This is a genomic window from Corynebacterium riegelii (genome assembly GCF_001263755.1).
GTDB classification, from domain to species: Bacteria; Actinomycetota; Actinomycetes; order Mycobacteriales; family Mycobacteriaceae; genus Corynebacterium; species Corynebacterium riegelii.
The window spans coordinates 388,243-410,395 of the sequence record NZ_CP012342.1 but is presented as its reverse complement, the minus strand read 5'-3'; the positions used below and the strand labels follow the sequence as shown (position 1 = coordinate 410,395).

The following is a 22,153-nucleotide window of genomic DNA, read 5'->3' as shown; positions in this document are numbered from 1 at the left end:
CTAGACCTCAAACACGTGATCGCGCAGGTACAGCACAGCCTGGTGAGCGGCCTCCTGCTCCGCCAGCTTCTTATTCGGCCCCTGGCCAGTTCCGCGCACCTCACCGTCCACAAGCACCTGCGCGGTAAACACCTGATCATGCTCAGGGCCCTCGGACTCTGCCGAGTACTCAGCTACCGGCAGCTTCAGCTCGGCCAAGCGCACCTGCAGCTCAGTCTTCCAGTCATGGTGGCGGCTGGTAGCCGTAGCTGTGCGCAGCTTCCTCTCAAACAGACGCAGCACAACATCGCGCGCCGGCTCAAAGCCGTGCTCCAGGTACAGCGCACCAAAGAGCGCCTCGGTGGTATCCGCCAGGATGGATTCCTTCTCCCGGCCGCCGGTGACCTCCTCGCCCTTGCCAATGATCACGTGCGGGCCAAGGTTCATCTCACGCGCCACATCCGCAAGGCCGTAACGCGACACGATCGCGGCACGCATCGGTGAAAGCTCAGACTCCGGACGCGTCGGATACAGCTCAAACAGCTTGGTGGCCACCGACAGGCCTAGTACCGCATCACCTAAGAACTCCAAACGCTCATTGTTTGGCAAGTGATCATTTTCATTGGCAAAGGAACGGTGCGTCAGCGCCAGCTTCAGCTTTTCATCCGACAGCGGCAAACCAAGCGCCTCGATCAAGGGTGCGTGATCCACCGACTCATACGCCAGCTGCCACGCTTCCTCACCGCTTACCCGCTTCTTGCGAGAGCGACTCACAGGAACTTCTCCAAACCAGCCCAGCGCGGATCCACCCGCTCCTGCTCCTCGCCAGAGACACCATCCGGTGAGGGGACATCAGAGTCGTCTTCACACTGCGGCTCACACGTCGGGTTAAACGGCCAGCTCAACCCGGCCTCATCGATAAAGGCCTGCTCCAGATCGACGTTGTCGTCCACAACAGACTTGATTTCATCGCCAGAGCCCGTGTCTTCATCCACCTCTGCGTCTCCAGTAATGAACGCATCGCTGGTAGAAAACACCTGCTCAATCCGGATGCTTTCCGTCGGGTTCAGCGTTTTCAAGCAACGCACGCACTGCCCTGTCAAGGTTGCGGTAGCGGTGGCATCAACCATCACGCCCGAGCCGAGCGGAATTACCGTGGCCTCCACCGTGACGGTTTCCCCTTCGGGGATAGCAATCATTTCCGGACCAATACGCGACGGCGACGGCCCAGTCTGGGTCACCGTAACCGGCATGCCGTCGCCATACAGGGCGTCAGCAACATTAATGATGAAGGGATTTTCAGACATAACGCCTTACACACTAGTTGGTGCGCGGGCGACGCGTCCTCTCACGCGCTGGGTAACGCTCAGGCTGCTCGTGACCAGCATCAACTCGCTGCGCACCAGACACTCCAGCGCCGCGACGCAATGCGGAACGATCCGAGCTGACCGTTCGCAGTACCGAAGACAGGGACTCTTCAAACTCCGCCAACTTCGCATCCACGTAGCTGTCGCACTCAGAGCGCAGGCGGGAAGACTCGACATTGGCCTGCTCCACTAGGCGGCGAGCTTCCTCGTCCGCACGGTGCATCACCTCAGACTCAGAGACCAGACGCTGCTGCTGGGCGAGGCCTTCATCAACGCTGCGCTGGTATTCCTGGTTACCGGACTCAACCAAGCGATCGGCTTCCTCGCGCGCACGGCCGACGGTGGTATCCGCCTCCTCACGAGCCCGCCCTACCAGCGCGTTAGCGTCATTTTCCGCGTTGGACACCAGCATAGTGGCCTGCTCCTGCGCATCAGCCAGCATGGAGTCATACTTTGCATGCGCATCGTCTACAAGCCTGCGCGCCTCATCTTCTGCCCCGTAGACCAGGTCATCAGCGCGCTCTTGAGCGCCGCGCAGGATCTCGTCCTGCTTGTCCAGTACGTCCTGAGCATCATCTAGCTCTTCCGGTAGCGCGTTGCGCAAATCATCCAGAAGTGCCAGCATCTCGTTGCGCGGCACCATGCAGTTCGACGTCATGGGCACGCCGTAGGCTTGCTCCACCGTTTGGACAAGTTCATCGAGAGCTTCAAAAACGCGGTACATGCCTCAAACACTACGGCGCAAACGGAGCATTTTGCTTTACGACGCTCCGTTAACCCCACAAACCGCCCTCGATCAGGCACTAGATCAGGCGCTAGATCACGCCCTGCGCCAACATGGCGTCAGCCACCTTGGTAAAGCCCGCAATGTTGGCGCCCACAACGTAGTCGCCCTCACGGCCATATTCAGCAGCGGTGTTCTTTGCCACCTTGAAAATGTTGGACATGATCTTGTGCAGGCGCTCATCCGTGTAATCGAAGCTCCAGGAATCGCGCGATGCGTTCTGCTGCATCTCCAGTGCGGAGGTAGCCACACCACCGGCGTTGGCTGCCTTGCCTGGTCCGAAGCTGATCTTTGCCTCACGGAAGACCTCAACAGCATCCGCGGTGGACGGCATGTTTGCACCTTCCGCCACGTAGCGCACACCGTTGGCGATCAGGGTGCGTGCGTGATCAGCATTCAGCTCGTTCTGCGTCGCACACGGCAGTGCCACATCTGCCTTGAGGTCCCAGATGGAACCGTCCTCGTGGTAGGTGGCACCCGTTGCGTCCTCAACGTAGGAGGTAACGCGCTCGCGGCGGCGTTCCTTGACGTCACGCAGCAGCTCAACGTCCACACCGTTCGGGGTTTCTACCCAACCGGAGGAGTCAGAGAAACCAACCACGGTTGCGCCCAGCTCCTGGGCCTTAGCAATGGCGTAGATAGCCACGTTGCCGGAGCCGGACACGATCACGCGCGCACCGTCGAGCGACTCGCCCTTAGCCTTGAGCATTTCGTTGGTGAAGTACACCGTGCCGTAGCCGGTTGCCTCCGTACGTGCCAGGGAACCACCCCAGGTCAAGCCCTTGCCGGTGAGCACACCAGACTCGTGCTGGTTGACCAGGCGACGGTACTGACCAAACAGGAAGCCGATCTCACGGCCGCCAACACCGATATCGCCTGCCGGTACGTCGCGGTACTCACCGATGTGGCGCCACAACTCCGTCATAAAGGACTGGCAGAAACGCATGATCTCGCCCTCAGACTTACCCTTCGGGTCAAAGTCCGAGCCACCCTTGCCGCCACCAATTGGCAGGCCGGTCAGGGAGTTTTTAAAGATCTGCTCGAAGCCCAGGAACTTAATCACGCCCAGGTTCACGCTTGGGTGGAAGCGAAGGCCACCCTTGTACGGGCCCAGTGCGGAGTTGAACTGGACGCGGAAACCGCGGTTGACGCGAATGTTGTTGTTGTCATCCATCCACGGAACGCGGAAGATAATCTGGCGCTCTGGCTCACACAGGCGCTCGATCAGGCCATAATCTGCGTAGTGCGGGTCCTTCTCCAGGACAATCTTCAACGAGTCCAGCACCTCTGCAACAGCCTGGTGAAACTCCGGTTCACCTGCGTTGCGCTTCAGCAGTTTGTCGTAATAGCCAGCTACCTCTTGATCAATTGCACTCATTTCGGGCAACCTCCATAATCTCAGTTCTCAACTTTGCAGCAGGCTCATACGGCGGCGGGTTGTACCTCAAGCCGGGATGTCTTTACACCGTGCCGCGATAAACTTTAGCCCTATATTGTTCACTCACACACATTTTTTTCATTTTTGAGGTTACAAGGAATATGAGCTTCACCACTTCTTCCCGCCCAAGCGCTCCTATTGAGGAGGAGCGCAGCGCCCGCGTTGTCATCGCTCCCGATGCGTTTAAAGGCACTGCAAGCGCGGAAGATGCCGCACAGTGGCTGGGCGAAGGCGTCCGCGAAATTATCCGAGACGCCGAGGTGTTACTGGCACCTATGGCAGATGGCGGTGAAGGTACTTCTTCCCTGTTTGAAGGCGAGCGCATCACGTTACCCACAACTGATGCCGCGGGCCGTCTCACTGAGGCGTCCTACACGTACGATGCTGCAACGACTACCGCGTTTATTGATATCGCTGCCGCCTCCGGACTGCCGGCCGTGGCTGATTCCCCGGTGGTGATGACTGGAGATACCTATGGCACTGGCGTGCTGATTGCAGACGCCCAGACGCGCGGCGCCACCCGCATCGTGCTGGGCCTGGGTGGTTCCGCCACTGTCGACGGTGGCACCGGCATCCTGGTCGCACTCGGAGCGAACCCGTTAAACGCCGCTGGCTACCAGCTCACCCCGGGTGGCGGGCACCTGCGTGAGATCGCTGACCTGGATACTGCCAAGGTGAATATCCCCGCTGGTGCGGTGGACTGGGTGCTGCTGACCGATACGTCGGCACCTGCGTGCGGTGCCGACGGCGCCGCAGCAGTGTTCGGCCCGCAGAAGGGAGCTTCGCCTGCAGACGTCGCCGTGTTGGACGAAGGTCTTGCCACCCTGTGTGACGTTGCGGGTATTGACCCCAACACCCCGGGCCTTGGTGCAGCTGGTGGCGTGGGCATTGGCATTACCTGGCTGTCCACACTCCTGCACGGCAATGCTGAGCACGTGAGCATCCAGCCCGGCGCGCGCGTAGTTGCGCAAGCCAATGGTGTGGTGGATGCGTTGCAGGACGCTTCGTTGGTGATTACGGGCGAGGGCGCGTTTGATTCCCAGACCGCCACTGGCAAGGTGGTTGCCACGCTGTGTGATTTGGTGGCGGAGCACAATCCGCAAGCGGTTGTTGCCATTGCTGCGGGAGCATTTAACGCCGAAGTGCCGAAGATGGCGGGCGTAGATCCGATCGCGGTCACACTGTCAGACAGCACTGATGTGCGCGAGCAGCTGATCCAGGCTGGCCGTGAGATCGCCGTGGCTTACCTCAATATCTCCACCATCCAGGGGTAGATAGCGGGTACTTCGAACTGGTCTTGCTGTTCGAGTGTTGCCGGGTCATCCGGCAGCGTGGCCTTCGGCGTCAGGATGCGTGAAAGCCCCATAGCAAGGCGGTTGTAGCTATCGGCACCTTCGGCGTCGATGATGTAGCGGTGTACCTCGGCGCCGTCCTCTTCGGCGCTTACGCCACGGTCGGTTTCGTAGGTGGTGGACAGCTGGGTGTGCAACGCGGCGTCGATAAGCACGATGCCCTCTTCAACCACTGTGGCGGCGGTGAGCATCTCCCGGCGCACCAGGATGTCGAGTGCTCGGCTGAATGCTGCTCCGATTTCGGGGGCGTATGCGGGCGGAACGAGGACATCGAAACGAATCTTCGGCATGGAGCCAAGGCTAGCGCGAGTAGTGTGCAAGGCATGCCTTTCCCTCTCTCTTCAGCCAGATCCGCGTTGTCCACCATGGCTGACGGCACGGTGAAACAGTTCAGCCCGTTTACCGGCACGCAGGTGTGGACAGTGCCTGGGCGCGGCAACCGGCCGCTGAGTGCGCGTAAGACGGACCCGGAGCCGTTGGGTCCGGACGCGCATGTGGATACCTGTAATTTCTGCCAGGCGCGTCTGCTGGCTACCCCGCCGGAGAAGTCACGGATGGTACGCACAGCGGGTGGCTGGGAGATTCTTCGGGATCAGTTCCCGGATCAGCTGGAGACAACGCAGGCGGAGTTTCGCCGTGTGCCCAACCTCTTTGAGATCGTCTCCTATGACTACTGGGCACAAAACTATGGCTACGAAATGGCCGCGGATCGCCGCGCCCACATGGAGGCCTACCTGGCGGACCATGCAGGCCGTGAGCACGTGTACGCCATCGCTCGCACTCGCCTAGCTGCCTCCGGCATGAGCACCGACCCAACTGAGGAGGAGCTTCAGGCCATTGTTCCCGCCTACTTCGGCGGCGGCCATGACGTGATCATTGCCCGAAGGCACTTCATCGACGACGCCAGCGATGACTCCCAACTCGCTAGCTCCGGCACCCTCACGCCTAAGGAGCACCACGCGTTTATCGCTTTCACTATCGACGCTTTGCGTAACCTCCTTGAATCCAACCCCTACAGCCCATACGTAGTGGTGTTCCAGAACTGGCTAGCCGCCGCCGGCGCAAGCTTTGAACACCTGCACAAGCAGCTGGTGGCAATCGATGAGCGCGGCGTGAACGCCGATCTGGAGATTGCGAAACTGCGCCAGAACCTGAACCTATACAACGAGGTTGGCGTGAACTTCGCCCAACAGCACAACCTGGTGATTGCGGAAAATGATTACGCCGTTGTTGTCGCCGGTATTGGCCACCGCTACCCCACCGCCAGCGTGTACTCCAAGTCCGCAACGTGCGAGCCCTGGCTGCAAAGCGAGGAGGAAGTGCGTGGCTTTTCTGATCTTCTCCACGCAATCCACGCCGCAACCGGCCCGGATGTTGCCTGCAACGAGGAGTGGCACTACCGCCCAGTGGACCTAGATGTGCCCATGCCGTGGCGCGTGAACCTGAAGTGGCGCCTGTCCACAGTGGCAGGTTTTGAGGGCGGGACAAAGATCTACGTCAACACGCTTTCACCCTTTGACGTGCGCGACCGGCTGGTGACCAACCTGTACCGCCTGCGTGATCAAGGCGCGATCGCGCCGGGCATCCGCATAGCCGCTGAGTGCGGGGTGGAGCGCAACGTGCTGAAATACAACCCAATGCTGAAAGGGAGTGAATAACAAGTGGCCGATTTTGCCCGCACCGTTTCCAACCTGATCCGTGAGTACCCCATAGACGCTGCCTGGCAGCGCGATGTCTACGAGTGGATGCACATGCACCCGGAACTTGCGATGCGGGAGGTGGAAACGCAACGTCGAATAGTAGAGGAGCTTACGCGCTTCGACTGCCGCGTGATCACTCCCATCGGCGGCACCGGCATTTGCGCCGTGTTTGAAAACGGGCCAGGCAAGGTGGTGTTGCACCGCGCGGATTTTGATGCGCTTCCGGTTGTGGAGGAAACCGGCGTGCCGTACGCCTCCACCAACGGCGCGATGCACGCCTGCGGCCACGACATTCACACCACTGCGCTTTTGAGCATGTGCGACGTGCTGGACCGGGCTCGGGAGCACTGGTCCGGCACATTTATCGCCCTGTTCCAGCCGGCGGAGGAAACCGGTGAGGGTGCCGCAGCGATGGTGGCTGACGGACTGCGCGAGAAAATCCCTGCCCCTGACATCTGCTTTGCCCAGCACGTCATGCCAGGGTTGGCCGGCGAGGTGATGAGCAAACCCGGCCCACAGTTCGCCGCGTGTGACTCCATCCGCATCACCATCCCTGGCCGCAGCGCGCACGGCTCCATGCCGCACGAGTCGATCGACCCGACGTTTACCGCCGCGATGATCATCACCCGCCTGCAGGCCATCGTTGGCCGGGAGGTAAACCCGGCTGATTTCGCCGTGGTCACCGTCGCATCCATGCACGCCGGCAGCACGAACAACATCATCCCGGGCTCCGCGGAGCTGGTGCTGAACTGCCGCTTCTATTCCGACGAGGTCAAGGCCCGCGTCTACGCCGCAATTGAGCGCGTGGTGCGCGCCGAAGTGATTGCCTCCGGTATTGATGCACAGCCGACGATCTCCTATTTCGCCCATGGGGAGCTGTTGACTAATGACGCCACGGTGTTCTCCTCCATTCGCCCCCTCCTAGATGCCCACTTCGGACCGCGCTCTGTGACCGCGGACCCGAAGACCGTGTCGGAGGATTTCCCAGCGATCCCCGCCGCGTTTGATGTGCCTTACTTCTTCTGGCTGGTCGGCTGCACGCCTGAAGCAGACTTCCGCCGAGGCAACATTCCGGTCAATCACATGCCGACGTTTTTGCCGGATTACGAGCCAACAATCCGCTCCGCCACGGAGGCTGGTTTGGTCGCTGTGTTGAGCGTTCTGGGTACCGGCGCGGAGCAACGCTGAGTAAATCGTGTGACGCCGGTAGGCTTGGGAGCCATGAGCACTCAAGCGAATACGCACGCATCTCAGCCTGCGCTTCAAGATTCTCTCGCGGGCCACGTTAAGAGCTTCTCCGGCCGCGCGCCGGAGACCTCGACGGTGAAGAAGTTCTGGACTGGTCTTTCCGCCGCCGTGGTGGAGCAGATTGCAGAGAACTGGGAGGCCACGCGCGAAACCTACGCCGCAGGCCGTCAGGCCTCGTACTTCTCTGCAGAGTTTCTGCAGGGCCGCGCTCTGCTGAACAACCTGACCAACCTGGGTCTTGTTGAGGAAGCCCAGGAGCTGACCCGTTCCATGGGCCACGAGCTTTCAGACGTATTGGAGGCCGAGCACGACGCAGCGCTTGGTAACGGTGGCCTGGGACGATTGGCGGCCTGCTTCCTGGATTCCGCGGTGACGCAGGACTACCCGCTGACCGGCTACGGCCTGCTCTACCGCTACGGCCTGTTCCGCCAGGAGTTCGTGGACGGTTTCCAGAAGGAACACCCGGATGCTTGGAAGGAGTCCTTCTACCCGTTCATCATCCAGCGCGGAACGCAGCAGCGTTTTGTGAAGTTTGATGACATGCAGGTTCGTGCCATCCCCTATGACATGCCGATCACCGGCTACGGCACGGACAACGTGGGCACCCTGCGGCTTTGGGACGCTGCACCGATGCACGAGTTCGACTACGACGCGTTTTCCTCCCAGCGTTTCACCGACGCCATCTTGGAGCGCGAGGCTGTTCATGACATCACGCGTGTGCTGTACCCGAACGACTCCTCCTACGCGGGCAAGCTGCTGCGCGTACGCCAGCAGTACTTCTTCTGCTCCGCATCCCTGCAGGAGCTGGTGGACAATTACGTTGCCCACCACGGTGATGACCTGCGTGACTTCCACAAGTACAACTCGATTCAGCTCAATGACACTCACCCGGTGTTGGCTATCCCTGAGCTGATGCGCCTGCTTTTGGACGAGCACGATATGTCTTGGGAGGACGCCTGGGAGGTCACCACCAAGACATTCGCCTACACCAACCACACGGTGCTGCAGGAAGCGCTGGAGACCTGGGAAGAGTCCATCTTCAAGCAGCTGTTCTGGCGCATCTGGGAGATTGTGCAGGAGATTGACCGCCGCTACCGCCTCGACATGGAGGAAAAGGGCATCGGCCCGGAGCTGGCACACCGCTACTCCCCGGTGCACGACGGCATGGTGCACATGGCGTGGATTGCCTGCTACGCCTCCTACTCTGTCAACGGCGTGGCTGCGATCCACACCGAAATTATTAAGCGCGACACCCTGGGCTACTGGCACGACCTGTACCCGGAGCGCTTCAACAACAAGACCAACGGCGTGACCCCGCGTCGCTGGCTGCGCATGTGCAACCCGCGCTTGTCTGCCCTGCTTGATCGCCTGGCTGGTAATGATGACTGGGTAACCGACCTGTCCAAGCTCAAGGAGCTGCGCACTTACGCGGATGATCCGAAGGTGCTGCGCGAGCTTCGTGAGATCAAGGCTGCCAACAAGCAGGACTTCGCCGCCTGGATCATGGACCGCCAGGGTGTTGAGATTGATCCGGATTCCGTCTTTGACACCCAGATCAAGCGTCTGCACGAGTACAAGCGTCAGCTGATGAACGCTTTGTACGTGCTGGACCTGTACTTCCGCATCAAGGAAGACGGTGAGCGCGACATTCCGAAGCGCACCTTCATCTTCGGCGCGAAGGCTGCACCAGGCTATGTGCTGGCCAAGGGCATTATCAAGCTCATCAACACCATCGGTGAGCTGGTGAACAATGACCCTGAGGTATCCAAGATCATCCGCGTGGTGTTCGTGGAAAACTACAACGTTTCCCCGGCAGAGCGCATCATCCCGGCTTCGGATGTTTCCGAGCAGATCTCCATGGCCGGCAAGGAAGCTTCCGGTACGTCCAACATGAAGTTCATGATGAACGGCGCGCTCACGCTTGGCACCATGGACGGCGCCAACGTTGAGATTGTGGATGCGGTTGGTCAGGAAAACGCCTACATCTTCGGCGCTCTGGAAGAAGAGCTGCCGGAGCTCAAGCGCACCTACGACCCGCGCCAGGCAGCACAGGAGACCCCGGGGCTGATGCGCGTGCTGGACGCACTGACCAACGGCACGTTGGATGACCAGGGCACCGGCTTGTTCCACGATCTGAAGCAGTCGCTTCTGGACGGCTATGGTTTCGACGACCCGGATGTTTACTACGTCCTCGGTGACTACGCCTCTTACCGCGAGACCCGCGACCGCATGGCTGCTGACTACTACGCAGACCCTGAGGATTGGGCACGCAAGTGCTGGATCAACATTTGTGAATCCGGCCGCTTCTCCTCGGACCGCACCATCCGCGACTACGCGGAGGAAGTCTGGGACATCTCCCCCACCCCGATTGCTAAGTAGCCGGGTTTCCTAACACGGGTTTCCCAACACCCCGGGCAGCACCACGGAGCACGACGCTTCCGGTGCTGTCCGGGGTTTGGTGTTTTGTGGGGGTAGCATTCCCTTGCGATGATTCTGCTGGTTGATAACTACGATTCCTACACGTTTAACCTCGCACACCTGATTGCGGAGGTAGCCGGGTTTGCGCCTGAGGTTGTGCCCGCTGGTGAGGCGCATGATCTGCCGGATCGTATCCGCGCGGGCGAGTTCAGCCATGTGGTTATCTCCCCGGGACCAGGTACTCCGAGCAAAGAGGAGGACTTCGGAGCTTCCCGGCGCGTCATCGAGGCCGCCGCGCACGCCAATGTCCCTCTGATCGGTGTCTGTTTGGGCCATCAGGGGTTGGCTCTGCTCGCTGGTTCTTCTGTGACCCGTGCGCCGGAGCCTCGTCATGGTTTCGTCTCCACGATTCACCACTCGGGCGAGGGCATTTTCAAAGGGATCCCGCAGGATTTCCAGGCGGTGCGGTACCACTCGCTGCATGTAGAAAACCCCCAGGGTGTCACTGTTCATGCGCGGAGTGAAGATGGCGTTGTGCAGGCGCTGAAGGTTGACGGTCTTGAGCATTGGGGCGTGCAGTTTCACCCGGAGTCGGTGTTGTCGCAGCATGGCCACCAGCTCATGCGAAACTTCCTTGGTGGTTGGCGCTTGGTGCACAAAACGGTGCCCGGAAAGATTGACTGTCAGCGGGTGTTTCGGGCTCTTCGTAACTGCGGCACCCATAACGCCTTCTTCCTCGACTCCGCCGACCCACGCGGACGCTACAGCATCATTGGAGACGCCAAAGGTCCGCTCTCGCGCACCTTTACCTATTCCGTAGGCGACGCCGAAGGCCCGGACATCCTGGAGACCCTGGAGCGTGAACTGGCCACGCCGATTGTCAACGCCCCAGACCTCCCGTTTACCGGCGGCATGATCGGCTATCTGGGGTACGAGTGTGCGCAGCTGACCATGCCGATCACGCTGCGTCACCGCTCCCCGTACCCGGATGCGTTCTTTGTACGGCCGCAGTCCTTCATTGTGTACGACCACCAGGAGGAAACCGCGCACCTGTGTGGCCTTGAGGGCCCTGAGACGGACAGCCTCTTAAGCCGTCTCCAGGACGCGCTTACTGCCACTCCCCCGGAAGAACCCCCAGCCCACGTCAGTACCGGCACGTGGCGCACGGATGACTACAAAGCGCGCATCACCCGAGCTCAGGAGCTTCTCCACGCCGGCGAGAGCTACGAGGTGTGCCTGACGGACACCATCACGGCGCACGCCGAAGGCGATATCTACGCAGATTTGCGGGCGCACAACCCGGCGCCCTACGCCGCGCATCTGTGCTTCGACGGCGTGGAGGTTTGCAGCGCGTCGCCTGAGCGTTTCCTCACCGTGCGAGGTAACACCGTTGAGGCCAAACCGATCAAGGGCACGATCGCCGCTGATCAGCATCCTGCGCAGCTAACCGGGGACCCGAAGACGCGTGCAGAAAACCTCATGATCGTAGACTTGCTACGCAATGACCTCTCGCGCGTGTGCTCCCCAGGCACCGTCGCCGTGCCCAAACTCATGCAGGTGGAAAGCTATGCCACAGTGCACCAGCTTGTCTCCACCATCACTGGCCAGTTGGAGCCAAGTGCTTCGCTTATAGACGCTATCCGGGCCACCTTCCCACCCGGCTCCATGACCGGAGCGCCGAAGCTTCGCACATGCGAAATCATCGACCAGTTGGAGGCCGGGCCGCGCGGCGTCTACTCAGGTGTGCTGGGCTATCTGGGATACGACGGCCAGGCGGACCTCTCGGTGGTCATACGCACCGCGGTCCGCCAAGGCACCGAGCTGACGGTGGGCGCCGGCGGGGCGATCGTGCTGGACTCAGACCCGAAAGCCGAGCTGGCAGAGCGCAACCTGAAAGCCCACGCTGTGTTGGGGGCGTGGAATGACTAGCTACCCTTCCAAGTACGCCTGGCACGGCGATTTTATCCCCCGTGACTTCCCCGACGGCCCCATCGACGTTGCGGATTCCTGGCGGCACATCAACGGCCGCACCAACGGCCTGGACCTGCATCTCGCGCGCTTCAGCCAAGCCGCTGGCTCACTACCGGCAGGCTTTGTTGACGCGATGCTTCCGCTTCTCGCCCACGGCGAGCTTTTCCCCCGCATTGCTCTTTCTCAGGGTCTTTTGCTTCTGGACGTCCGCGTTGCCCCACCCCCACGCCCCACCACAAGCCTTACGTATGTGCAAGCTCCCGACCCACGCACCCAGCCTGAAGTCAAAGGCCCCGACTTCAGTGCGTTTCGCACCCACCGCAGCCGCTTTGGGGTTGCGGGGACGGATGATGTGGTGATCGTGGATACGCAAGGTGCTCTGCTTGAAACCACAACCGGCGCGCTGCTTTCCTTCGACGGAGATGCGCTGGTGGTGCCGGAGGGAACCAAACTTCCCAGCGTGACTCTGCATCAGATCACTACCCGTGCAAAGCAGCTTGGGAAGCGAGTGATCAGTCGGCCGTTGACGCTGGAGCACGCAACCACCCACCCCCTGTGGTTTTGTAATTCACTGCACGGAATCAGCCCGGTTGACCAACTATGCACCGAAACGACAACCACCACCCCACCGGCACACCCGGATGTGGCCGAGTGGCAGGCGTGGTGGTGGAATCAGTTCCGCTAAATATTCCTGATGGAAAGCATGTCCTGCTTCTTCGCAGCGACACACTGAATAGCAATGGCAACGACTGCAATGCCAAGGCCGATTGCGTCGGTCATCAGGTCGGGCGCCATCATCGTCAGCGCCGCCGCGGCGAACAAAACACGCACAATCGGGTTGGCGTTGACCATGAAATGGCCCTCAACGGCAACCGAAAGCAGAAGCACGCCAACGGTGCCGGTAATCGCAACCAGGATTGCCTGGCCAGCGGTGACGTCTTGCAGCAGCATCGCCGGGTTGAACACGAAGATGAACGGAATGATGTAGCCGGCAAGTGACAGTCGCATGGACTGGAAACCAGTCTTGACCGGATCCGCACCCGACAGGCCTGCTGCGGCAAAGGATGCAAGCGCCACCGGCGGGGTGATGTTTGCAAACAGGCCGAAGTAGAACACGAACAGGTGCGCAACCAGCGGCTCCACACCCAGCTGACCCAGAGCCGGTGCCGCCATGGTGGCGGTGATGATGTAGGTCGGAATGGACGGCAGGCCCATGCCGAGGATGATGCAGGCGATCATGGTCAGGATCAGAGAGAACAGCAGGTTGCCTGCACCAATGGTCACAATGGCGTTTGCCAGCTTCACGCCGAAGCCGGTGAGCGTCACCACACCCACGATCACGCCGACAGCCGCACAGGCGATGGACACAGACACGGAGGTCTTCGCACCGTCTGCAAGTGCGTCAATCATGTCCTGGATGCTCATGCGGGTGGTCTTGCGCAGCTGCGCAACCACGGCCGTGACCAAGATGGTCAGCAGCGCGGACAGCAAGATAGTGCGGCCGGTGAAGAACAGCATGTAGATCAAAAACAGCAGCGGAATCATCAGGTGGCCGCGCTCTTTGAGCACCTCGCCAACGGCTGGCAGGTTCTCACGAGAAATACCTTTCAGGCCATCGCGGGTGGCGCGCAAGTGCACCTGGGCGATCACGCCGAGGTAGTACAACAGCGCCGGAATCAGTGCCGCGATAGCAATGTCGCGGTACGGCATGCCAAGGGTTTCCGCCATGATGAAGGCCGCCGCACCCATAATCGGCGGCAGGATCTGACCACCCACGGACGCAGAAGCCTCAACCGCACCGGCAAACACTGGCTTGTAGCCAACACGCTTCATCAGCGGAATGGTAAACGCGCCGGTGGTCACAACGTTTGCAACCGCAGCACCGTTGATGGAGCCAAGGAAGCCGGAGGCAACAACCGCCACCTTTGCCGGGCCGCCACGAGACTGGCCTGCCAGCGCTAGCGCGATGTCGTTGAAGAACTGGCCCATGCCCGACTTCTGCAGCACCGCACCGAACAGGACGAACAGGAAGATGTAGGACGCAGCCACACCGATAGCGGTGCCGTAAATGCCCTCGGTGGTCAGGTAGAGGAAGTTAAACGTGGCATCCCAGCTGTACCCGCGGTGGCGGAACATGCCGGGGATCTCGCGGCCGAACACCGCATAGAGCACGAACAGCACGCCCAGGATCGGTAGCGCCCACCCAGAGATACGCCGTGCTGCCTCAAGCACAAGCAGCACCAACACTGCCGCCATGATGACGTCCCACATGGTGGCAACACCCGCGCGGCGCACAATGTCGTCATAGTTCAAGTACACATACACCGCGGTGGAGATAGACAGCAGGATCAAGATCACGTCATAGAACGGGATCTTGGTTCGAGATGCCTTCTTCACCGGCGGGTACATTGCGAACGCAAGCGCCAGGATCATGGCAACGTGTATTGAGCGGTGGATCAGTACCGGAGGGGTGCCAAAGTATGCCGTGTACATGTGGTACAGCGACACAACCACTGCGAAGATGGTCAGCCCGATAGCTAGCGGGCGGGACGTGAAGCTGCGTTGGCGTGACTCACGGTCAAACTCTTCCAGAATCGCCTGAGCATCCGGCTTCACATCAACAGTGTCAGTATTTTTCCCATCGTTGGGATTAGTGATCTTCGTTGACATGGAATTGCCTTTTCATTGAATTGTTAACGTCGCTCAACCGTTGCCTTGAGAAACACCCGCTCCGGGAGGTCATCTGTAAGAACAAACGGGGCTCGTGCATCTGTGTATGACACGGTCAAGGTGTGGTGCGTTGCCTGGGAGTGCACCCAGGTCACTTCCTTGTATTGGTGGTGAAGATCAGCAATGTGAACCTCGCCGTTTTCAACAGTGGTGGTTCCACCGATATCCGTCGGGGCGCCTGCGCCGTAAGACTTCAAATACACATCTGTCAGCTGCAGACCATCGCGGCCAATCTCGTAACGTTCCCGCCACGGCGTTTTCTCAATGGAGTGGATCCACGCCAGTTCCATTGAGGAAACCTCAGCAACGGGAGCGTCGAACAACGTCGCCCCACTTTTCTGGTCAGAGACAACCAAGTGGGGCTCACGCAGTTGCGTCCCAAGGAAAGCGAGCGCCGCAATCACCACAACGAGTGCGGTAACTGCGGCAAAAACGCTACGCCGAAAACTGGCCACAAGCAGGACACACTACTTAGAGTGCGCCAACCTCCTCGAAGTAACGGCGCGCACCCGGGTGCAGCTCAGTTGCCAGACCATCCTCGACAGAGTCAAGGGTGATCTTCTTGGCAGCGTTGTGCGCACCCTGAATCTCATCGAGATTCTCAAACAGTGCCTTGGTGATCGCGTACACCTCATCATCGGACAGGTGCGGGGACACCAGCAGCTGGTTGGTGATCGTCGCGGTCAAAACGTCCTCTTCCTGGTCGTAGGTGCCGCCAGGAATCGGCTCATTGTCAAAGAACGGGTACTTTGCCTGCAGCGCCTCAAAGCCCGCGCCCTCGATCGGGACAACAACCACGTCAGCGGTGGTTGCCAGGTCCATCACGGAGGAGTTCGGCAAACCGGAGGTAACAAACGCTGCGTCAATCTGGCCGTTCTTCATCTGGTCGATGGAGTCTGCATAGGACAGGAAGTCCTCGCTGATGTCCTCGTAGCTCATGCCATGGGCCTCCAAGATCATCTGGGCATTGAGCTCCACACCGGAGTTCTTGTCGCCCACGCCAACACGCTTGCCCTTCAGATCTTCCACGGACTGGATGCCGGAGCCCGCGGTGGTCACAATCTGCACGTAGTTCGGGTACAGAGCGGTAATGGCCTTCAGCTCAGACGCACCACCTTTGCCCTCGAACGGGCCCGTGCCCTCGATAGCCTGACGGGTTGCGTCGCCCATGGCGAAGGCAACCTCAGCGTTGCCGTCCAACAGCAGCTGCACATTCTCTACCGACGCACCGGTGGCCTGAACGGAAGAGTCAGCGCCCAGCTCGCGGTTCAGAATCTGCGACATGGTCGCGCCGATCTGGTAGTACGGGCCGGAGGTGCCGCCGGTTGCGATGGTTACGAAGTCAACGTTGGCTTCGCCCGCTGCGGTCGAGTCTGCGGAACCGCCAGTGCTGCTGCCGGTGTCAGAGCAGCCAGTCAGAATGAGGGAAGCGGCCAGGAAGGTCGCGGCGAGAGTGCGAGTACGCATTCGAAGTTCCTTTGGTTGATGGGACAATAACAACTCGCACCGTACAGTGAGCTACGCAACATTTCACGTATTTCGCAGAATTTTTTACGCAACTACCCCATGCGCTGCGCAAGCACCCGCCCCGTCGCGGTGTCGCATAACGCAAGCTCAGCCGGCGTGCCGTCCGCAATCACTCGACCGCCTTCGGCACCCGCACCTGGGCCCATTTCAATCACGCGGTCTGCCTGCGCGATCACTGACAGATCATGTTCGACCACGATGACCGTCTGTCCCGCATCGACCAGACTGTTGAGCTCTGCCACAAGCAACGCAACATCAGCCGGGTGCAGGCCCGTGGTCGGCTCATCCAGCAGGTACACGGTGTGGCCGCGCCGCGAGTTTCTCGCACGCTGCAGCTCCGTTGCCAGCTTGATGCGTTGCGCCTCACCACCGGAAAGCTCCGGTGCACCTTGCCCCAAGCGAAGATAACCCAGCCCCACTGCCTGCAGTGTTTCTACTGCACGCAGGATCTTCGGCTCGTCTGCAAATACCTCGGCCGCCTCATCAACGGTCAGGTCCAGCACCTGGGCGATGGTCATCCCCTGCCAGGTCACCTCAAGCGTCGCATCGTTGTAGCGAGCGCCGCCGCAGTCCGGGCACGTGGTGTAGGAACCCGGTAGGAACACCAACTCCACCTCGATCTTGCCCGCACCCCCGCAGGTTGGGCATTGGCCTTGCTTGACGTTGTAGGAAAATCGTGACACGCTCCATCCGCGTCGCTTGGCTTCGTCGGTGTCGGCGAAGAGTTTGCGTACTGCGTCGAAAAGACTGGTGTATGTGGCCAGCGTTGAGCGCGGCGTGCGCCCAATCGGCTTTTGGGTGATCTGCACGATTCGGTTGACAGCGTCGGTGCCTTCTTGCTTATCGACGCCCCACGTACCCTCATCCACCCCTTCCCCATCTTCATCCGTGGCCGAGTTTGCTGTGTTGGTCGCTGCGCGAAGCACACCTGCGAGCACGGTGGAGACCAGCGTGGACTTACCAGAGCCAGACACACCAGCTACCGCGGTGAATTGGCCCAAGCCGAAGTCAACATCCAGGCCGTCAATGGAGCGTGCGCGGATCCCTTCCAGGGAGAGGGTGCCTTGCGGGTTACGTGGGGCGTCGTTAAGCAAAAGGCTCCTGTTAGCAAGAGCACGGGCGGTGGGGGCATCGCCGCTGTAGTCGCTGGTGGGACCGGAGTAGACCACCTCCCCGCCACGTTCACCGGCGAGCGGGCCGACATCGACCAACCAGTCGGTTTGGGCCACGAGGTTCATGTCGTGCTCTACAAGCAGCACCGAATTGCCAGCGGCAATGAAGCGGCGGCAAATGTTGAGCACCGCATCGCGCTCTGCAGGGTGTAGTCCCGCGGACGGCTCGTCCAATACATACGCCACACCGAACAGGCCGCTGCGCAGCTGCGCTGACAAACGAATGCGCTGTAGCTCGCCAGCAGACAACGTGCGTGCAGGCCGGTCCAGACTCAAGTGCGCAAGCCCCAAATCCAGCGCGGACTGCAACGCCGGCAGAATCTGCTTCAGCAGCAAATCCTCCGCCGAGCCTGCCTTCGGCGTTTGCGCATCCAACACCTCATAGACGCGGTCAAGCGGCAACGCGCCAAGCTGATCAATAGGCATGCCCGCGTAAGTAACCTTGAGCGCCTCAGGGTTTAGGCGCCGCCCACCGCAAGTCTCACACACGCGCGACTCCATGTAGGACAGCACGCGTTTGCGCAGCGTATCCGACTGTGTCTCCGCCAACGTGGTAGTCAGATAGGAGGCCACGGAACGCCACGTCCCCTTGTAATTTCGCTGAATCTGATCCGCGCCGCGAACCGGCTTCACGGTTACCACAGGGCGCTCATCAGTAAACAAGATCCAGTCCCTGTCCTTCTTCGACAGGTCCTGCCACGGGCTATCAAGGTCATAGCCTAGGGTTTGCAAAATGTCGTGAAAGTTCTTGCCCGCCCAGGCACCGGGCCAGGCTTGAATTGCGCCATTTTCAATCGACAGCGTTGGGTCCGGCACCATCGAAGCCTCAGTCGGCTCATGCACCACACCCGTGCCCTGACACGTCGGACACATGCCCTCAGGTGTGTTGGGTGAGAAAGAATCCGAATAAAGACCCTTCGGGTTATCCCCGGCGCGCGAATACAGCAAACGGATGCTGTTGGACAGCGCGGAAACCGTCCCCACCGTCGAGCGCGCCCCACCGCCGGAGGTGGACTGCTCCAGCGCCACAGTTGGCGGAAGGCCCTCCACTGAACCCACCTGCGGGTCAACGGCAGAACCGATCAGACGACGCGCAAACGGCGCCACCGACTCCAGGTAGCGCCGTTGCCCCTCCCCGTGGATAGTGCCAAAGGCCAGCGATGACTTCCCAGAGCCCGAAACCCCCGTTACCGCCACCAGCGTCCCGCGCGGGATGTCCACATCCACGTTGCGCAGATTGTGCAGGTGAGCGTCACGTACCTGGATGCCATCAGAAACAGTCATGGCATCCAGGGTAACTACTTAGGGGTTACGGGTGTCCTCGCCCAGCTGGTGCACGTGAATCGTATTCGTGGTGCCAGCAACCCCCGGTGGGATACCGGCCACAACCACCATGGTCTCGCCCTTCTTGTAGTCATCCAGCGCAAGCAAGATGTCATCCACCGTGCGGATCATGTCATCCGTGGAGTACACGTCCGGGCACAGGAAGGTCTCCACACCCCACGTGACCGCCAGCTGGGAACGAACCTGCTGCACAGGGGTGAACACCAAAAGCGGCAGCTCCGGGTGCAGGCGTGCCACGCGGCGAGCCGTGTCACCAGAAGTAGTAAACGTGACAATCGCGCGCGCGTTCAGGCGGCTAGCAATGTCATTTGCAGAATACGACACCACGCCACGCTTGGTTCGCGGAATGTGATTGAGCGGCGGCACCGTGCCCATGGTCTCAGCAGAACGCACGATCCTGCTCATGGTGCGCACCACATTGTGCGGGTCAACACCCACCGACGTCTCGCCGGAAAGCATCACCGCATCCGCACCATCCAGCACCGCGTTAGCCACATCGGAGGCCTCAGCACGCGTTGGGCGCGAGTTATCAATCATGGAATCCAGCATCTGCGTTGCCACGATCACCGGCTTGGCGTTCTCACGCGCAATCTGGATCACGCGCTTTTGCACCAACGGCACCTGCTCGAGCGGGATCTCCACACCAAGATCACCACGAGCCACCATCACGGCATCAAACGCCAAAATGATGGACTCCAACGCGTCAACCGCCTCTGGCTTCTCCAGCTTCGCAATCACCGGGACGCGGCGGCCAACCTCATCCATGATCTCGTGCACCAAGTCCACATCAGACGGCGAACGAACGAAAGAAAGCGCGATCATGTCCACGCCCATACGCAGCGCAAAACGCAGGTCTTCCTTGTCCTTCTCGCTCAACGCCGGCACGGAGATAGCCATGCCAGGAAGAGACACACCCTTGTTGTTGGACACGGGGCCACCCTCGGTGACCTTGCACACCACATCGTTGCCATCAACTTCGAGGCAGACGAGGCCGACCTTGCCATCGTCTACAAGCAACCTGTCCCCCGGTTTCGCATCCAGCGCCAACTGCTTGTAGGTGGTGGAAACCCTATCGTGCGTGCCCACAACATCATCAACGGTGATGCGGACAATCTCACCGGTCTCCCAGTAGGTTTTGCCATCCCCCTCAAAGCGGCCCAGGCGAATCTTCGGGCCCTGCAAGTCAGCCAGGATGCCCACGGCGTGGCCAGTCTCATCCGTGGCCTCACGGACCCAGCGGTAATTCTGCTCATGATCCGGGTAGTCGCCGTGGGAGAAGTTCAGACGAGCGACATCCATGCCCTCGCGGACAAGACCCACAATGGCATCTTTGCTTGCCACTGCGGGCCCCAAGGTACATACAATCTTTGTTCTTCTATCCACGCGCACAACCTTACTCAGTTTTCGCGCTCATGCGCGTTCGCGGGATCCACCTCCTGCGGGGTTTCACGTCCACGCTCAGCACGCAGGAACAACACCAGCGCCACGATGAACAAGATCCCAGACACCCACGTGTTCACACGCTGGCCCAAAATCATCGTCGCCGCATCAGTGCGCATCAGCTCAATGAAGAACCTTCCGAACGTGTAGCCGGCAACGTAGAGCCACAGCACACGCCCGTGGCCAAGCTTGAACCTGCGATCCGCCCAGATCAACAGAGCGAAAATGAGCACGTTCCAGATCAGCTCGTACAAAAAAGTCGGGTGCACGCTTGCAATGACCTCACCCGTGGAGTGGCCATTGAGCGGCGAGTAGTTGCCCGCTTCATCTACGCGGTAGTAAATATCCAGCGCCCAGGGCACGTCTGTTTCCGCGCCGTAGAGCTCTTGGTTAAACCAATTACCCAAACGCCCAATGCCCTGGGCCAAGATCACGCCCGGGGCAAGCGCATCCGCGAGCGGCAAAAACGGCAGCTTTTTCACCCGCATCATCACCATCAGCGCCACAGCGCCCAGTGCCACCGCACCCCAAATGCCAAGGCCGCCGGCGGTGATATTGAATGCCTGCCAGGGATCCTTGCCGGGTCCGAAGTACTTATCGTAATCCGTAATCACGTGGTAGAGACGCCCGCCGATAATGCCGGCCGGGATGACAACAATCAGCGCATCCCACACCGTGTCCGCGCTGCCCCCGCGCGCCTGGTAGCGGCGGATGCCAATAAACGTAGCCACGATTATGCCGGTCATAATGCACAGCGCATACGCACGGATAGGCACCGGGCCAAGGTGCCACACGCCCTGTGGCGGCGAAGGGATGTTAGCCAAGATCATGGTTTGCACCCCCAGCACACTACCGTCTCGGGCAGGAGGGGTGTTGGCCAGCTGCGGCGAGCTTGCGCGTAGCAGCAAAAATATCGTCGCCGCTCATGATCGCCTCGGCCGCCAACACGGCATCCGCACCACTTGCAGCCGCATCCAACAGGTCACGCACAGACGTCACGCCACCCAGCGAAATCTTGATCACCTCACTGGGCAGGCCCGGCACGATCTCGGCGAACACGCCATGGCGCAGATCATTGGTGTCAAAGGTCCAGGAGTTCACCGCAATCACGCTCGCCCCCACCCGCAGCGCCAGATCCGCCTCCTGCGGGGTACGCACCTCCGCCATCACCACCATGCCGAGTGACTCCGCGCGGTCTAGCAGCGCCGCCAGCCTGGCCTCCTCCAAAATCCCCACCTGCAGCGGCAGCACATCCGCACCGTAGCAGCGCGCCTCATGGATCTGATACGGATCCACAATCACGTCACGACACACCATTGGCAGACTCACCGCAGCCCGGGCGGCGGCCATGTCGTGCAGGGAGCCGTCGAAACGTAGGCGCTCCGTCTGACATGCGATCAGGTGCGCCCCACCGTCTTCAATAGCCTTCGACACATCAGCAATCGCCCGTCGATCAACCCTGGTCGGGCCGAAGACGGGCGAATTCAGCTTGATTTCTGCAATCACACTGCAGCCGGGCCGCAGAAGCGCGGCACGGGCATCACGCGTGGGTTCCATGTCGCGGGAGCGCGCCTTGATCTCCTTGAAGGGCACTTGGGCTTCCCGCTTTTCGACGTCACGCAGCACCCCATCCACCACCGGATTGACCACGCTCGACGCCAGCATGTGCATAAGGGTAGTGGC

The 22,153-nt window shown here is 60.5% G+C and carries 18 protein-coding genes; 6 read left to right on the top strand and 12 right to left on the bottom strand.

Translation table 11 applies throughout. The features are described 5' to 3' along the window. The 4 genes from rnc to gdhA all read right to left on the bottom strand — a co-directional run bounded on the left by rnc (window position 1) and on the right by gdhA (window position 3,508). Window positions 1–753, bottom strand: coding sequence for a ribonuclease III (rnc, locus tag AK829_RS01925; protein WP_052203770.1), 753 nt, complete (start codon window positions 751–753; stop codon window positions 1–3). Further along, window positions 750–1,286, bottom strand: a complete 537-nt coding sequence (locus tag AK829_RS01920) for a YceD family protein (protein ID WP_052203769.1) — start codon at window positions 1,284–1,286, stop codon at window positions 750–752. Before AK829_RS01920 ends, rnc begins: the two co-directional genes overlap by 4 nt. Window positions 1,287–1,299: 13 nt before the next feature. Beyond that, a complete protein-coding gene (locus tag AK829_RS01915; protein ID WP_052203766.1) occupies window positions 1,300–2,070 on the bottom strand; it encodes a DivIVA domain-containing protein in 771 nt (256 codons plus the stop codon). A 91-nt stretch (window positions 2,071–2,161) separates the two neighbouring features. Next, entirely contained in the window at window positions 2,162–3,508 is a 1,347-nt protein-coding gene (gene gdhA, locus AK829_RS01910; protein WP_052203764.1) for an NADP-specific glutamate dehydrogenase, read from the bottom strand. A gap of 161 nt (window positions 3,509–3,669) precedes the next feature. On the opposite strand from gdhA, the gene AK829_RS01905 reads away from it, so the two are divergent. Then, window positions 3,670–4,842 (top strand): glycerate kinase, encoded by a 1,173-nt coding sequence (locus AK829_RS01905; protein ID WP_052203762.1) that lies wholly within the window; start codon window positions 3,670–3,672, stop codon window positions 4,840–4,842. On the opposite strand, the gene AK829_RS01900 is transcribed toward AK829_RS01905, so the two are convergent. Then, window positions 4,812–5,210 (bottom strand): hypothetical protein, encoded by a 399-nt coding sequence (locus AK829_RS01900; protein WP_052203760.1) that lies wholly within the window; start codon window positions 5,208–5,210, stop codon window positions 4,812–4,814. The two genes, AK829_RS01905 and AK829_RS01900, sit on opposite strands and share 31 nt — an antisense overlap. 33 nt (window positions 5,211–5,243) lie before the next feature. Here AK829_RS01900 and AK829_RS01895 point away from each other — a divergent pair, with 33 nt between their 5' ends. The 5 genes from AK829_RS01895 (at window position 5,244) to AK829_RS01875 (ending at window position 12,942) form a co-directional block, all read left to right on the top strand. Then, window positions 5,244–6,578, top strand: coding sequence for a DUF4921 family protein (locus AK829_RS01895; protein WP_052203758.1), 1,335 nt, complete (start codon window positions 5,244–5,246; stop codon window positions 6,576–6,578). Between the two features lie 3 nt (window positions 6,579–6,581). Continuing rightward, window positions 6,582–7,808 carry an amidohydrolase gene (locus tag AK829_RS01890; RefSeq protein WP_052203755.1) on the top strand — a complete coding sequence of 409 codons (1,227 nt, stop codon included), beginning with the start codon at window positions 6,582–6,584 and terminating at the stop codon, window positions 7,806–7,808. Between the two features lie 33 nt (window positions 7,809–7,841). After that, window positions 7,842–10,247, top strand: coding sequence for a glycogen/starch/alpha-glucan phosphorylase (locus AK829_RS01885; RefSeq protein ID WP_052203753.1), 2,406 nt, complete (start codon window positions 7,842–7,844; stop codon window positions 10,245–10,247). A 108-nt stretch (window positions 10,248–10,355) separates the two neighbouring features. Next, window positions 10,356–12,215, top strand: coding sequence for a chorismate-binding protein (locus tag AK829_RS01880; RefSeq protein WP_052203751.1), 1,860 nt, complete (start codon window positions 10,356–10,358; stop codon window positions 12,213–12,215). Beyond that, on the top strand, window positions 12,208–12,942 hold the full coding sequence (locus tag AK829_RS01875; RefSeq protein ID WP_052203749.1) for an aminotransferase class IV: 735 nt from the start codon (window positions 12,208–12,210) through the stop codon (window positions 12,940–12,942). The genes AK829_RS01880 and AK829_RS01875 overlap by 8 nt, the downstream gene beginning before the upstream one ends. On the opposite strand, the gene AK829_RS01870 is transcribed toward AK829_RS01875, so the two are convergent. The 7 genes from AK829_RS01870 to AK829_RS01840 form a co-directional block, all read right to left on the bottom strand. Then, entirely contained in the window at window positions 12,939–14,927 is a 1,989-nt protein-coding gene (locus tag AK829_RS01870; protein WP_052203747.1) for a TRAP transporter permease, read from the bottom strand. The two genes, AK829_RS01875 and AK829_RS01870, sit on opposite strands and share 4 nt — an antisense overlap. Before the next feature lie 23 nt (window positions 14,928–14,950). Further along, on the bottom strand, window positions 14,951–15,442 hold the full coding sequence (locus AK829_RS01865; protein WP_052203745.1) for a DUF1850 domain-containing protein: 492 nt from the start codon (window positions 15,440–15,442) through the stop codon (window positions 14,951–14,953). 16 nt (window positions 15,443–15,458) lie between these two features. Beyond that, window positions 15,459–16,454, bottom strand: coding sequence for a TAXI family TRAP transporter solute-binding subunit (locus tag AK829_RS01860; protein ID WP_052203743.1), 996 nt, complete (start codon window positions 16,452–16,454; stop codon window positions 15,459–15,461). 92 nt (window positions 16,455–16,546) lie between these two features. Next, a complete protein-coding gene (locus AK829_RS01855; protein WP_052203741.1) occupies window positions 16,547–18,970 on the bottom strand; it encodes an excinuclease ABC subunit UvrA in 2,424 nt (807 codons plus the stop codon). A gap of 18 nt (window positions 18,971–18,988) precedes the next feature. Then, complete coding sequence (gene pyk / locus AK829_RS01850) at window positions 18,989–20,413, bottom strand: pyruvate kinase (RefSeq protein WP_052203738.1); 1,425 nt, start codon at window positions 20,411–20,413, stop codon at window positions 18,989–18,991. A gap of 14 nt (window positions 20,414–20,427) precedes the next feature. Then, window positions 20,428–21,309, bottom strand: a complete 882-nt coding sequence (gene lgt, locus AK829_RS01845) for a prolipoprotein diacylglyceryl transferase (RefSeq protein ID WP_052206325.1) — start codon at window positions 21,307–21,309, stop codon at window positions 20,428–20,430. A 10-nt stretch (window positions 21,310–21,319) separates the two neighbouring features. Continuing rightward, window positions 21,320–22,135: an indole-3-glycerol phosphate synthase TrpC gene (locus AK829_RS01840; RefSeq protein WP_052206324.1), complete on the bottom strand. Its 816-nt coding sequence runs from the start codon at window positions 22,133–22,135 to the stop codon at window positions 21,320–21,322. Window positions 22,136–22,153: the final 18 nt, after the last annotated feature.

What these genes read in the sequence shown, in the direction of transcription:
- AK829_RS01920 (WP_052203769.1), bottom strand. Translation starts at nt 1,286, where the DNA reads ATGTCTGAAAATCCCTTCATCATTAATGTTGCTGACGCCCTGTATGGC.
- AK829_RS01885 (WP_052203753.1), top strand. Translation starts at nt 7,842, where the DNA reads ATGAGCACTCAAGCGAATACGCACGCATCTCAGCCTGCGCTTCAAGAT.
- AK829_RS01855 (WP_052203741.1), bottom strand. Translation starts at nt 18,970, where the DNA reads ATGACTGTTTCTGATGGCATCCAGGTACGTGACGCTCACCTGCACAAT.
- AK829_RS01880 (WP_052203751.1), top strand. Translation starts at nt 10,356, where the DNA reads ATGATTCTGCTGGTTGATAACTACGATTCCTACACGTTTAACCTCGCA.
- AK829_RS01895 (WP_052203758.1), top strand. Translation starts at nt 5,244, where the DNA reads ATGCCTTTCCCTCTCTCTTCAGCCAGATCCGCGTTGTCCACCATGGCT.
- AK829_RS01915 (WP_052203766.1), bottom strand. Translation starts at nt 2,070, where the DNA reads ATGTACCGCGTTTTTGAAGCTCTCGATGAACTTGTCCAAACGGTGGAG.
- AK829_RS01875 (WP_052203749.1), top strand. Translation starts at nt 12,208, where the DNA reads ATGACTAGCTACCCTTCCAAGTACGCCTGGCACGGCGATTTTATCCCC.
- gdhA (WP_052203764.1), bottom strand. Translation starts at nt 3,508, where the DNA reads ATGAGTGCAATTGATCAAGAGGTAGCTGGCTATTACGACAAACTGCTG.
- AK829_RS01900 (WP_052203760.1), bottom strand. Translation starts at nt 5,210, where the DNA reads ATGCCGAAGATTCGTTTCGATGTCCTCGTTCCGCCCGCATACGCCCCC.
- AK829_RS01840 (WP_052206324.1), bottom strand. Translation starts at nt 22,135, where the DNA reads ATGCTGGCGTCGAGCGTGGTCAATCCGGTGGTGGATGGGGTGCTGCGT.
- AK829_RS01905 (WP_052203762.1), top strand. Translation starts at nt 3,670, where the DNA reads ATGAGCTTCACCACTTCTTCCCGCCCAAGCGCTCCTATTGAGGAGGAG.
- AK829_RS01860 (WP_052203743.1), bottom strand. Translation starts at nt 16,454, where the DNA reads ATGCGTACTCGCACTCTCGCCGCGACCTTCCTGGCCGCTTCCCTCATT.
- AK829_RS01870 (WP_052203747.1), bottom strand. Translation starts at nt 14,927, where the DNA reads ATGTCAACGAAGATCACTAATCCCAACGATGGGAAAAATACTGACACT.